Raw genomic sequence first — 12,889 nt, forward strand, 5'->3', positions numbered from 1 at the left:
GTAGAAATTGATTAACGTGATGTTAGGTTCTTGGAATAGTAAGTACTTGCCCTATTCTCACCACATCACTATTTAAGTTATTGGCAGCTTTTAAGCGGCTGACGTTCACATTGTAGCGCTGCGCAAGTAGCGATAGCGACTCGCCACTTCTTACAGTATGGGTTCGACTATCTGCACGTTCAAGTGCCCATAATGTACCATCTGGGGGGACTTGCTTAAAATAGCGTTTTGCTGCGGTAAACATGGCTTTCGCCAGTTTTTCTCTATGTTTACCCCAGTTAAGGTTTTTCTCTTCTTGCGGGTTAGAAATGAACCCTACTTCAACCAAAATGGATGGAATATCCGGCGCAGTGAGTACAGCAAAGCTGGCTGCTTGAGGCGCGCGTTTGTGCAAGGAAGTCACTTGCTTCATTTCTTCAATCACTTTGTTGCCCAAGTCATGACTGGTGGCCATACTGTGGTCCATCGATAAACCAAGAATGGTTTCCGCTAAATAACGCTCACTCGATTTATCGCTGATCACTTCTGCCGCACCACCAAGTAATTCAGAGTGCCGTTCTGATTTTTCTAGCCAGCGACCTAGTTCTGTATCGGCACGGCGCATCGACAGTACCCACACAGATCCCCCTTTGGGCTGTGGTTGGCTAAACGCATCAGCGTGAATCGATATTAATAAGTCCGCTTTTTGCTTGCGAGCCAGTTCTGGGCGTTTGTTTGGCGATACATAGTAATCACCACTGCGCGTCATAATGGCCCGCATACCACGTTCACCATTAATCATGGCTTCAAGTTTTTTGGCAATGCTTAATGTAATGTGCTTTTCATACGTACCAGCTGGCCCAATGGAACCAGGGTCTTCGCCACCATGACCTGCATCTATGGCAACAATAATATCTCGGTTTCTGTGGCTGCTCGAACCATCCATGACAACCGAAGACGTTGAGGCATTTGACGGAGACTTACTAGATGCGGATGTACTTGAACTCGCAGCAGGCGCACCACTGCCTTTCAAATCAATAACTAATCTATGCCCGTAAGGTTTGGTGGGGGTCATTGCGAACAAAGACGGCGACGCCCCGCGGTTTAACTCAATAACCACCCGCGCAGATTGTTTATTTTTCGGTGTTGAGTAGCGTACCTTTCGCACTAAATCGCCTGACTCAGATTGAAGAGATAATGCCTTGCTATCACTCGTATTCGATAAGTCGATAACCAAGCGATGTGGATTTTTAAGGGGAAAGTAGGTGAATTCAGGCGCAGACGACATATCGAGCACAATTCGCGTATTATCTGGCGAGGGCCAAATTCTTAGCCCATCAATTTGATTTTGTGCAGCATGGACAGTTTGCACTACAACCCAAATGCACATAACCGATAAAATTTTACGTACCATGCTTCGCCTTTATTTTGCTTGTTGCCACAAGCTTATAGTCGTTATTGTTTATCAAAGCTCACTATTTATAGCGTTTTACAACCTTGCAATATCTTTGCGCCTTTCACGCTTGTCGCTTCAACACTGAACTGACGACCAGTTGGCACAATATTTATACTAATCACAATGTCTGGTGATGCCAAGTATTCAGCGCCATTTTCTGACCATTCTATAAGGGCAATGTTTCCGGTACCGAAATAATCTCGAATTCCCATGAACTCAAGTTCTTCTGGGTCGGCTAAACGATACAAGTCGAAATGATAAATTGAGACATTTTCTAGCTCGTAAGGTTCCACCAAGGTATAGGTCGGGCTTTTTACATTTCCATCATGCCCTAATGCTTGAATGAAGTACCGGCTGAAGGTGGTCTTTCCTGCGCCCAAGTCACCGTTTAAAAATATCACGGCATCTATTGGCTGCTGCGCCGCTACGGCATTCGCCAGATCCTTTGCCATTGCTGACGTATCTTCAGGTGTTGCAGCAAAAAATGAAGAGTGCGGGTAAGACATCTTTTTAACGTTCCACATGATCAAACTAAAAGGCTGATATTGGCATTAAGCCTACACAGCCCATGCCAATAGATTTATTGATTAATTAACGCACGTACGGCATCAAATAGATCACTGGCTATCATACCACGTTGTCCGTAAAGCTGGGCAATATCATCGCCCGCTTTAGCATGCAACACCACGCCGTACTTAGCGGCAATATCAACGCTAAGCCCTTGCGCCATAAGCGCGCCTAATATACCGCTTAGTACATCACCGCTTCCCGCGGTTGCCATACCAGGGTTACCATGGCGACAAACCCACGTTTTCTTTTCGTTATCGATAAGCGTACCGGCCCCTTTTAAAACACATACTGCATGGTAACGCTGCGAACATTGTCTGGCGTAATTGAATCGGTCGCTTTCTACATCTTCAACCGACACTCCTAGCAGTCGACCAGCCTCTCCCGCATGAGGAGTAAGTACGCAGTGTTCTAGTGTGTATGCGGTTGACTGTTTGCATAAAAGATTAAGCGCGTCAGCATCGATGACAATAGGTTTATTCTCACTTTGACAGTGTTTGAGCACGCTAGTGAACACACTTTGTGACCATTCATCTTGACCAAGTCCTGGACCAATGACTACGCATGACGCCCATGCTAAGGCATCATCTAAGTGGCTTGATGTCACCATCAGCTCAGGTCGACCTGCACTAACCTGAATAGTAGACGCCTCGTGGGTATAAACCCGCACCATACCGGCACCACTTCGAAGGGCCGCTTCCCCAGCAAGCCTAATAGCGCCGGCCGTTCCACGATTTCCGCCCACACACAGCAACCTGCCATAGGTGCCTTTGTGGCTGTGAACATCCCGAGGCCCCATGCCTTTGAAGTGCTCAATATTTAATAAGGTGGCGCTGGCTTTTGCTAAGGTCTGAAACGCTTTACCTATTTCTAAATCAGCGTACACCAGCTTTCCGCAAGACTGCTTACCTGCCCCTGTGACTAACCCAGGTTTGATGCCTACAAAGGTAACGGTGACATCGGCTTGAACGCAGCGCCCTAAACTTTGGCCTGTGTTCGCATCTAATCCTGAAGGTACATCAATACTGACCACTGGGGTTGATGAATCGTTGATAGCGTCGATAACATCGGCGAATTCATTGCGAATGTAGCTGTTAATTCCTGTACCTAATAATGCATCGATGACTACGTCTGCTTTTTCAATCAGGCCAACATCGAAAGGTTTAATACTGCCGCCAGCATCTAGCCACTGTTTTTGTGCAGTGCCGGCATCACCTTCTAACACGCGGTCAGGTTCAATTGCGCAAACATGCACTTTTTTACCCGCTTTTTTCGCATTTAATGCTGTTATGTAACCATCGCCAGCATTGTTACCTTGGCCTAGTAAAATTAAATACACATCAGAATTAGCGAATAAACTTTGGCACTGTTCAAATACAGCACCGCCGGCGCGTTGCATTAACGTGAACATATCACAGCCAGACTGAGCAGCCGCTTCGGCTTCATTTTCTCTGACCTGATCGGCCCGAAACAGTTTGTATGATAAACTTGAGGTGAGTTGAGTATCTAGCATAAGTACATGTCCACTATAAATTCTATCGACCTAATTCAATTGACCCAAGATATCAAGGCTTGGGGCCGCGCGCTAGGCTTTCAGCAAGTTGGTATTAGCGACATTGATTTACATCAGCATGAAGCCCATTTAACTAAGTGGTTAGAGAACGGCTATCACGGCGACATGGCCTTTATGGCTAACCATGGAATGAAGCGGGCCCGGCCCGACGAACTTGTGCCAGGCACGCTGCGGGTTATTAGTGTGAGAATGAACTACCTTCCACCCGATGCCTCGTTCGCAAAACATTTAAGCCAACCAGATACAGGGTATATCAGTCGTTATGCACTTGGCCGCGATTATCACAAGGTATTGCGTAAGCGTTTGAAGCAACTCGGCGAGAAAATTACTACCGCGCTGAGTGACACCCAGTACCGTCCGTTTGTAGATTCAGCACCGGTATTGGAACACGCTATTGCAGAAAAAGCGGGAATAGGTTGGACAGGAAAACACAGCTTAACCATTAATAAAGAAGCAGGTTCTTGGTTCTTTTTAGGTGAGCTTTTTATTAACTTGCCCTTACCTATCGATTCACCAATAGAAGAAGGCTGTGGCACGTGTACGGCATGCCTAACTATCTGCCCTACTAACGCAATAGTAGCGCCTTATAAAGTAGACGCTAGGCGTTGTATTTCCTACTTGACTATTGAATCAGACAAAGACATTCCCGAGGAACTTCGCCCTTTAATGGGTAATCGAATTTATGGCTGTGATGACTGTCAACTTATCTGCCCGTGGAATCGTTATGCTGATATCACTGAAGAAGAAGACTTTCACCCCAGAAAAGTATTGCACGGGCAAAGCCTGACAACCCTATTTTCATGGGATGAAGCTACCTTTTTAGTTAATACCGAAGGGTCGCCCATTCGCCGAATTGGGTTTGAAAAATGGCAACGTAATATTGCCGTCGCATTGGGAAATGCCAAATATAGCGAACAGACAGTTAACGCCCTTCAGGCAAACCTTGGGAAGGTGAGTGATAAAGTCGACCGGCACATTTTATGGGCATTAGCGCAACAGGAAAATAAAAAAACAGGATTAGCGTTAGAAGAAAAGGCGAATAGACAACAAAAAAGACTAACCAGAGCAGTTGAGAAAGGCTTGCCCAGAGACGCGTAATAAAACGCGTACACAAAGCTGGTTAGCCTATCACCTGACTAAGTAGTTGCATCACTGATAAGCACGGGCTTTGATGAAAACTTAACACCAATTCGGGGGTTTCCCTCTTCAATATTGCTCACTTCAAGCATTTCACCGAATTGCCACCACGACTGGGATTTCAAGTCATCAAGCATGCGCTCGAACCCTGCATGGCTGCCAGAGTATTCCCCCGTAAACTCACATTCTGATTGCGTGCATTGAAACGTATTCAGTGTAAGTTTTTGACCACTGGGGTGAAACGCTAAAAATTCCGTTATTTCGTTTTGAACCTGAAATTCAGAAAGATCTTCATTGGTAGCGAGTATATGCGCGCTCGTCGGGGGCTGGGCGTATGCTTCGCCAGACATTTGAGGGGTAGCTTTAATCACCCTAAGATTGCTACTTGCGGTGGTGCGCGAACGCTCCAGCACAGTATTCAAACGCTCTTTTTCCACGTTGGAATTAGCCAACTTACCGTGGTAAAAGCCGAACTGATAACCTGTCACGGCAATAAAGAGAATGAGTACAATAACAACCCAGGGTTTCATGATTTCCTTACCAACTTGTTGGCGAGTCGTAGCTAAACATTTAGCTACGAATATAACTACTTATGATAAGGCGCACTGAGTTCGTGAACTGAATTCACAAACACACCTGCATTTTCTGGTGGCACATCTAAGTGAATACCGTGACCTAGATTGAATACATGGCCAGAGCCTTCACCATAACCCGATAGAATAGTGCCAACTTCTTCACGAATTCTTTCCGGCGAAGCATAAAGCATGGAAGGGTCCATATTGCCTTGTAGTGCTACCTTGTCACCAATACGTGCACGTGCTTCAGCAATATCAATCGTCCAATCAAGGCCTACCGCATCACAACCTGTAGCAGCAATTGACTCTAACCACATGCCGCCGTTTTTGGTAAACAAAGTAACCGGTACTTTTCTTCCATCGGCTTCACGGGTAAGTCCATCAACAATACGCGCCATATATTGCAATGAAAAGTCTTTATAATCACGTGGTGACAACACACCGCCCCACGTATCGAATATCATGACTGATTGTGCACCTGCTGCAATTTGAGCATTGAGGTATTCCGTTACGGAATCAGCCAGCTTCTCTAGTAAGGCATGTAAGATAGCCGGTTCAGCAAACGCCATTTTTTTGATTTTAGTGAAGGCCTTACTTGAGCCACCTTCCACCATATAAGTAGCAAGCGTCCAAGGACTGCCAGAAAAACCAATTAAAGGCACGTCGCCATTTAGTTCACGGCGGATGGTGCGCACTGCATTCATTACATACTGCAGTTCACCTTCTGGGTCCGGCAAACCAATTTTATCGACATCGGCTTTACAGGTAATTGGCTTTTTAAAACGCGGGCCTTCGCCAGTTTCGAAATAAAGCTCTAAGCCCATCGCATCAGGAATCGTTAGAATGTCTGAAAATAAAATAGCGGCATCTAGTGGAAAACGACGAAGAGGCTGTAAAGTCACCTCACAGGCAAGCTCCGCATTTTTGCATAACGACATAAAGTCGCCGGCGACTGCTCGCGTTGCTTTATATTCAGGTAAATAGCGGCCAGCTTGTCGCATCATCCATACAGGGGTGACATCGACAGGTTGCTTTGATAAAGCCCGTAGGTAACGATCATTCTTTAAAGCGGGTTTAGCAGCACTGGTAGCTTTTTGCGACATATATTCACCTAAAATTAGAAAAATAAAACGGCGAAATTATACCAGCATTCATTTCATTTTGTGCTAAAAAGCTGTCTTAATTTGGCAACTTGCGATACTTGCCCATAATAATGCGACGAACAATACTTGAAAAAGGGGCTTGCACTAATAGTAAGTGTTTGCTACTAATAGATACAGCAACGACAAAGAAGCCCGCAAAGGGACCGTGCTAAACTCATTGAAACCCTGCTTCGGCAGGGTTTTTTATTTGTCTTCTAATTGCGACAGTGTTTTGGCAATGAGTTGGCCTGCAATAGAGAATGGCGGTGGAATGGTTGGCAATGCATCAACACTAAACCACTGTGCATCATCAATTTCATTTTCCTGACACCGAATTTCACCACTCTCATACTCAGCAATAAATCCAACCATTATAGAATGCGGGAATGGCCATGGCTGGCTATCGATGTAACGTAAGTTCTTAACTTTTACCCCCACCTCTTCGAATACCTCCCTGTGAACGGCTTCTTCTAAACTTTCACCGCTTTCTACAAAACCAGCAAGGGTTGAATACATATTCGCTTCTTTGTGCCTAACGCCTTTTGCCAATAGCAATTTTTCATTATTGTGTATTGAAACAATGATGCATGGTGATACACGAGGGTAACTTCTGTGATGGCAGCGATGGCAATGCACGGCCATTTCCCAATTCACTCTTTCGGTATGTGAACCACATTGACCACAAAACTGATGCGTTCTTAAAAAATGGACATACTGCCACGCCCGACCGATGACTGAAAAACCGATATCTTGTTGCTCAAACAATAATTGTCGTAGTGACACCGACTCCCATTGTTCGTCTTCTATGGTTTCAGCACCAAGGTCGACAACAAAGACAGGTTCATTTTTCTGAGCTGACTCATGTAATGGAGGGAGTTGATGAATCTCTTCGCGATAGTTTTCAAGAAAGGTAAATTCATTGATATGCGCTAAAGGAACGTTTATTTCGCCTTTACGAATGACAATGCGCCCCTTGGAAAAAATGATCCATTGCCCAATCTCAGTCTCGATTTCACTATCGCTGCGCTTTATCATCATAAAACTGTCATCCAACCATTAAAGATATACAAGGTAAGATAACATATATTTAATTGCGACAACGAAGTGGGTTCAATTTGTGTCGTATAGGCTGAGTGTTATACTAGGTTAAAATGCTGGTAAATAGCAGGTGCTGAATTAATAAAAAGCGCTGATTGAAAGGATCATGAAATGTTACAGCAGTTAGAGAAGGTAAAAGTAAAATGGGGCGGCAAAAGTGACACTGTCGATAATTGGCTGTTAGCCAGACAGTCACTGCTGGTGTCCTATTGCCATTTAGCCGGTTTAGACCAGCAAGGCGAGTCATTGCCTGAAGCAAATGACATCGCTAATTTTTGTGAAAACCTAATGGATTACCTTTCCGCTGGGCACTTTGAAGTCTTTGATATGTTGGTTGACGATGAAGCAGAAGGAAAAGCGTTAAAACAGCGTCTTTACCCAAAACTTACGCAAACCACTGACTCAGCCCTACAATTTAATGATAAATTCGCAGAGGCACTTACTATTGAACAAGCGGCTGTTTTTGACAGTGAACTTGCGAATATTGGTGAAACTCTTGAAGAGCGCTTTGCTTTAGAGGACCAATTAATTGCACATATGTACGCCAGCGTAGAGTAAATAAAGCGGGTAAACATCTGTCATTAATGACGTCATTACCAATATAATTAGTAAAATAGCCACGGTAGCAATAAATGAATAAAGCCACGCTTATCCACAAGGCTCGCGCATACTGCGAACAAAGAGGTGCTAGATTTACCCCTCTTAGAGAGAAAGTGTACGAAATATTAGTCGCAAAGCACGGTCCAATGGGGGCCTACGATTTGCTAGATGCGCTAAAAGAGACTGAGTCCGGTGCAAAACCTGCCACCGTTTACCGAGCCCTCGATTTTTTACTCGATTTCGGTTTTATTCATCGTCTTGAGTCGACCAATGCATTCGTAGCCTGTTATCATTTTGGTTGCAACCACCCTGTTCAGTTCCTTATTTGCGACAGTTGTGGTGACGTTGCAGAGATACAGTCTGAAGGTTTGAAAGAAACATTAGATAGTCAGGCAGAGGCCAACGGCTTCAAAGTGTCTAAACAAACAATAGAAGCGCATGGTCTTTGTGCTGATTGTCAACAAACGGAAAATACCGTTGCAAAGGAGCACTCCCATGAATGCTGAATTCGTTAATCCGTTTATCTCTGGTTTACTTAATGTATTAGAGACCATGGCGCAAACCAAACTTACTCCGGGTAAACCCAAACGCAAGCAAGGCGATGTAGCTAAAGGCGATGTGTCTGGGTTAATCGGTATGGTTGGCCCAAGTGTACGCGGCTCTATGTCGATTACCTTTGAAGAATCACTTGCCCTTACCATTATGGAACGCATGGTTGGAGAGCGCCCTGAAAAACTTGATGCGGAAGTTGGGGATATGGTTGGCGAAGTCACTAATATGATATGCGGAGCGGCAAAACGCGACCTTGCAGAGCGTGGGTTTGAATTTGGAATGGCGACACCTATTGTTGTGTCTGGTAAGCAGCATACCATCAGCCATCAGGTCAGCGGCGCGAAAATCATTCTTCCGTTTATGTGTGATGAAGGATTGGCGCATTTAGAGATCTGCTTTGACAAATAATTCCTGGTACTCTGAAAAAATTACACTACCTGAATTTCCTCGTGGCTTTCATATAGTAACAGAGTATATAATTAGCGCTTTACCCATGCTGCAAAATATTGAGGTAGGTCTTCTTCATTTATGGCTCCAACACACCAGTGCTAGCCTTACAATAAATGAAAATGCAGATCCGACGGTTAGGTCGGATATGGAGGCCTTCTTTAACTATAGTGTAAAAGAAAACTTGCCCTTTTTCCGGCATACTTACGAAGGTAGTGATGATATGCCGGCTCACTTGAAATCAAGTCTGCTGGGGTGTCAGGTTTCAATACCGGTGGAGAAAGGGAGGCTACAACTTGGTACTTGGCAGGGCATCATGCTAGGCGAGCACCGAGATATTGGCGGCCAACGAACGATTATTGCCACATTACAAGGGCTAGCGACATCGCCCATATAACAAAATGGCATATTAATTGCTTAGAACAACTAAGCACAAGCTAGAATTATCATAAATCGATAATCACTCAACGTTTAACAGGATGTGACTATGAAAAAACACTTTAAATTAGCGGCACTTTCGCTTGCCGTACTTTCATCAACTACCTTTGCACAAGATTCTTCTGAGCCAGAGTATAAAAACTGGTTTGGTATTTCTGGCCTTTATTACAACACTGACGTTGAACGTCCTACTACTGAAGTACTAGATGACGGCCAAGGCGTATCATTCGAGTACGGTTTTCGCTTCACTCAAAGCTGGGCAGCACGTGTTGAATTTACTGCTCTAGAACTAGACTACGTTGGTGGTTCTAGCGATGATGGCGAAATGGTAGGTGTTGATGCACTTTACTTCATGCCTAACGATGCATGGTACTTATTCGGTGGTGTTAAACGTCAATCAGTAGGCGAATCTACCACACTAGGTAACATCGGTATTGGTAAACACTGGGATATCTCTGAGTCTGTTAAGATTGTTACAGAGATTGCTACTTACCATGACTTTGGTGAAGACTATAACGATTACAGCGTAAAAGTTGGTTTAGCGATTCCTTTCGGTAAATCTACTCCGTCTGCGCCTAAAGATGCTGACAACGATGGCGTAATCGACAGCCGTGACCAGTGTCCTATGACTCCAGCTGGTGTTCGTGTTGATGCAACTGGTTGTAGCGTTGATAACGACAACGATGGCGTGCTTAACAGTGTAGACCAGTGTCCTAACACTCCAGCAGGTACTGTTGTTGATGCTAAAGGTTGTGCACTTAAAGATGCTGACAACGATGGCGTTGTAGATTCAAAAGACATGTGCCCAGACACAGCTGCTGGCGTTAAAGTTGACGCTAAAGGTTGTACAGTATTTGACGAAGAAACAGTAGAAATTACACTACGCGTTCTTTTCGACAATGAAAGCTCTGTTGTTAAAGCACCTCGTGACCCAGAAATCTCTGAATTTGCTGAGTTCATGAAACAGTACACTAACACTACTGCGGTAATTGAAGGTCACACTTCTGCACCAGGTTCTGAAGCATACAACATGGATCTTTCAGAAGACCGTGCTGCATCTTTCAAAGAAGTAATGGTAGACATGTACGATATCGACGCTAGCCGTTTAGAAACTGTTGGTTACGGTGAGACTCGTTTACTAGATACAGCTAAAAATGCCGAAGCACATCGTGTTAACCGTCGCATCTCTGTGACTGTTAAAGATACTGTCAAGGTTCCTGAAGAGAAGTAAGCTTCCCTCAGACACAAAAAAGGCGCCTAATTGGCGCCTTTTTTATTGCTCATTTCTGCTCATTCCAACAATTCACCTTATCGCTATGCATCGATAGCAAACGTTTCTACTAGGTTAATATTCGTCAGGCATTGCTGGACCAGCATAATTGTCAAAACGAGAGAACTGGCCTTGGAAGGTAAGACGGCTGGTTCCAATAGGACCATTACGTTGTTTACCAATAATAATCTCTGCTACGCCCTTCTCTTCACTGTTCTCGTGATAAACCTCATCACGGTAGATAAACATAATAAGGTCGGCATCCTGCTCGATAGAGCCCGATTCACGCAAGTCTGAGTTTACTGGCCGTTTATCGGCCCGTTGCTCTAGGCTTCGGTTAAGCTGCGATAGGGCTACCACTGGCACTTCCAACTCTTTTGCTAATGCTTTAAGTGAGCGGGAAATTTCAGCAATTTCTAAGGTTCTGTTATCACTTAATGAAGGTACGCGCATAAGTTGAAGGTAATCAATCATGATCAAGCTTATTCCACCACGTTCACGAGCGAGTTTACGCGCTCGGCTTCTCACATCCATGGGGGTAAGGCCAGATGAATCATCAACAAATAATCTGTCTTTGTCTTTCAACATCGCCATGGTGTTAGAAATGCGTGCCCAATCTTCGTCATCCAACTGAGCGGTACGAATTTTGGTTTGATCCACTCGGCTAAGTGATGCCAGCATACGCATCATGATTTGTTCAGAAGGCATCTCTAAACTAAACACTAATACCGGCTTTTCCTCAGACATCATGGCATTTTCAACCAAGTTCATCGCAAAGGTGGTTTTACCCATTGAAGGACGAGCAGCAACAATAATTAAGTCTGAAGGCTGCAAACCACTGGTCTTTTTATCTAAGTCGGTGAAGCCGGTAGTGACACCCGTCACTTCTTTATTGGTCTTAACCAACACTTCAAGACGGTCGATGGTTTTACCCAGTACCGCTTCTACATCGCGAGGACCTTCATTTTCACCGGTGCGGCGTTCTGCAATTTCAAATACTTTGCTTTCGGCTAAGTCGAGAATGTCAGCGCTATCTCGACCTTCGGGGTTATATCCGACTTCCGCGATTTCATGAGCCACACCAATAAGCTCACGTGTAATTGCACGTTCACTGATAATTTGTGCATATGACACCACGTTCGCAGAACTTGGTGTATTTTTAGCGAGTTCACCGAGATAAGCAAAGCCACCTGCATTTTCAAGTTCATCGTGCTTTTCAAGCTCTTCCGATACAGTAATAAGGTCGACTGGCGCGCTTCTATTTAACAAACGAGTAATGGCGCTATAAATGGTTTGATGCGAGCGGTTATAAAAGTCGGTATCAGTAACGAGTTCCGCTACTTTGTCCCAACTTTCTGGATCTATAAGCATACTGCCAAGAACAGACTGTTCGGCCTCAATACTATGAGGAGGAACTTTCAACTTCTCTACATTATTATCGCCTTTTGGAGGGGATACCACTTACACTACCTATTCTGTTTACTTGAAGCACGGCCGACTATTATGCGCTTTTGCGCATCGTTGAACAATAAAGAAGAGGATCATAAATGAAGGTTAATTTAGATCGTTTTTTCAATGCGGAAAAAAGTGCCATCAAAAACGGTATAAGCAACATTGTGCTCTTGAAACAACAGCACTGAACCTAACGCCTGTGGGCCATTAGCACACGAAAGCTCGACCTGCGTAATTTTACCATCATCGAAACCTAACGCGTTGCCCTCTATTTTGAAACTAGTGGCTATTTGGTCGGAATCAATTTTTTCCTCAGTATACGTAGGAGACTCACATGCCTGCTGATTCAGTTGTGCGCCATCTGCATGGTAAACTAACGAACTGCCTAACACATCGTTAGCTTCTGTAGCGCTGTGTGCTGAGATACCTGGCTGGTAAGCTTGGGTTACCACCCATGTACCTTCAAAAAAAGCAGGATCTTGTACTGCGCATCCTAATGTTAATACGCTGATGCTTATCGCGCCGGCTATAAGGCCGTGAAAGCGCCAAAAGCGTTTTAAATGGCTAAGAATATTCAAAGCTCTTTCCCTAATTATTGATTAT

At 44.5% G+C, this 12,889-nt stretch carries 14 protein-coding genes; 6 read left to right on the top strand and 8 right to left on the bottom strand.

From position 1 onward, the window contains the following. Positions 1-22 precede the first annotated feature (22 nt). The 3 genes from J8L84_RS07145 to J8L84_RS07155 form a co-directional block, all read right to left on the bottom strand. Positions 23-1,393: an N-acetylmuramoyl-L-alanine amidase gene (locus J8L84_RS07145; protein WP_211070087.1), complete on the bottom strand. Its 1,371-nt coding sequence runs from the start codon at positions 1,391-1,393 to the stop codon at positions 23-25. Between the two features lie 65 nt (positions 1,394-1,458). Next, positions 1,459-1,941, bottom strand: a complete 483-nt coding sequence (gene tsaE / locus J8L84_RS07150; RefSeq protein WP_057795583.1) for a tRNA (adenosine(37)-N6)-threonylcarbamoyltransferase complex ATPase subunit type 1 TsaE — start codon at positions 1,939-1,941, stop codon at positions 1,459-1,461. 74 nt (positions 1,942-2,015) lie between these two features. Next, positions 2,016-3,515, bottom strand: coding sequence for an NAD(P)H-hydrate dehydratase (locus J8L84_RS07155; protein WP_211070088.1), 1,500 nt, complete (start codon positions 3,513-3,515; stop codon positions 2,016-2,018). A 6-nt stretch (positions 3,516-3,521) separates the two neighbouring features. On the opposite strand from J8L84_RS07155, the gene queG reads away from it, so the two are divergent. Then, positions 3,522-4,673 carry a tRNA epoxyqueuosine(34) reductase QueG gene (gene queG / locus J8L84_RS07160; protein ID WP_211070089.1) on the top strand — a complete coding sequence of 384 codons (1,152 nt, stop codon included), beginning with the start codon at positions 3,522-3,524 and terminating at the stop codon, positions 4,671-4,673. 38 nt (positions 4,674-4,711) lie between these two features. Here queG and J8L84_RS07165 read toward each other — a convergent pair whose 3' ends face one another. From J8L84_RS07165 to nudC, 3 genes are all read right to left on the bottom strand, one after another. After that, positions 4,712-5,242 carry a hypothetical protein gene (locus J8L84_RS07165; protein ID WP_211070090.1) on the bottom strand — a complete coding sequence of 177 codons (531 nt, stop codon included), beginning with the start codon at positions 5,240-5,242 and terminating at the stop codon, positions 4,712-4,714. 56 nt (positions 5,243-5,298) lie between these two features. Then, positions 5,299-6,390: a uroporphyrinogen decarboxylase gene (gene hemE / locus J8L84_RS07170; RefSeq protein WP_013786381.1), complete on the bottom strand. Its 1,092-nt coding sequence runs from the start codon at positions 6,388-6,390 to the stop codon at positions 5,299-5,301. Positions 6,391-6,633: 243 nt separating this feature from the next. Further along, entirely contained in the window at positions 6,634-7,467 is an 834-nt protein-coding gene (gene nudC / locus J8L84_RS07175; RefSeq protein ID WP_211070091.1) for an NAD(+) diphosphatase, read from the bottom strand. Positions 7,468-7,638: 171 nt separating this feature from the next. Between nudC and rsd the strand changes: the two genes are divergently transcribed. The 5 genes from rsd (at position 7,639) to J8L84_RS07200 (ending at position 10,795) form a co-directional block, all read left to right on the top strand. Next, on the top strand, positions 7,639-8,085 hold the full coding sequence (gene rsd, locus J8L84_RS07180; protein ID WP_057795575.1) for a sigma D regulator: 447 nt from the start codon (positions 7,639-7,641) through the stop codon (positions 8,083-8,085). 74 nt (positions 8,086-8,159) lie between these two features. Next, the gene (locus J8L84_RS07185) at positions 8,160-8,633 is read left to right on the top strand and encodes a transcriptional repressor (protein ID WP_057795573.1); all 474 of its coding nucleotides are present in this window, start codon (positions 8,160-8,162) and stop codon (positions 8,631-8,633) included. Then, positions 8,623-9,087, top strand: a complete 465-nt coding sequence (locus J8L84_RS07190; protein WP_211070092.1) for a chemotaxis protein CheX — start codon at positions 8,623-8,625, stop codon at positions 9,085-9,087. Before J8L84_RS07185 ends, J8L84_RS07190 begins: the two co-directional genes overlap by 11 nt. Beyond that, positions 9,077-9,523 carry a secondary thiamine-phosphate synthase enzyme YjbQ gene (locus J8L84_RS07195; protein ID WP_211070093.1) on the top strand — a complete coding sequence of 149 codons (447 nt, stop codon included), beginning with the start codon at positions 9,077-9,079 and terminating at the stop codon, positions 9,521-9,523. Before J8L84_RS07190 ends, J8L84_RS07195 begins: the two co-directional genes overlap by 11 nt. Before the next feature lie 90 nt (positions 9,524-9,613). After that, on the top strand, positions 9,614-10,795 hold the full coding sequence (locus tag J8L84_RS07200; protein ID WP_211070094.1) for an OmpA family protein: 1,182 nt from the start codon (positions 9,614-9,616) through the stop codon (positions 10,793-10,795). Positions 10,796-10,909: 114 nt separating this feature from the next. Here the strand turns inward: J8L84_RS07200 and dnaB are convergent, their stop codons facing one another. Together dnaB and J8L84_RS07210 are read right to left on the bottom strand one after the other, a co-directional pair. Continuing rightward, positions 10,910-12,295 carry a replicative DNA helicase gene (dnaB, locus tag J8L84_RS07205; RefSeq protein ID WP_013786388.1) on the bottom strand — a complete coding sequence of 462 codons (1,386 nt, stop codon included), beginning with the start codon at positions 12,293-12,295 and terminating at the stop codon, positions 10,910-10,912. Between the two features lie 98 nt (positions 12,296-12,393). Further along, a complete protein-coding gene (locus J8L84_RS07210; protein WP_211070095.1) occupies positions 12,394-12,864 on the bottom strand; it encodes a hypothetical protein in 471 nt (156 codons plus the stop codon). Positions 12,865-12,889 lie beyond the last annotated feature (25 nt).

Source organism: Alteromonas sp. MMG017, from assembly GCF_018100795.1.
GTDB lineage: Bacteria > Pseudomonadota > Gammaproteobacteria > Enterobacterales > Alteromonadaceae > Alteromonas.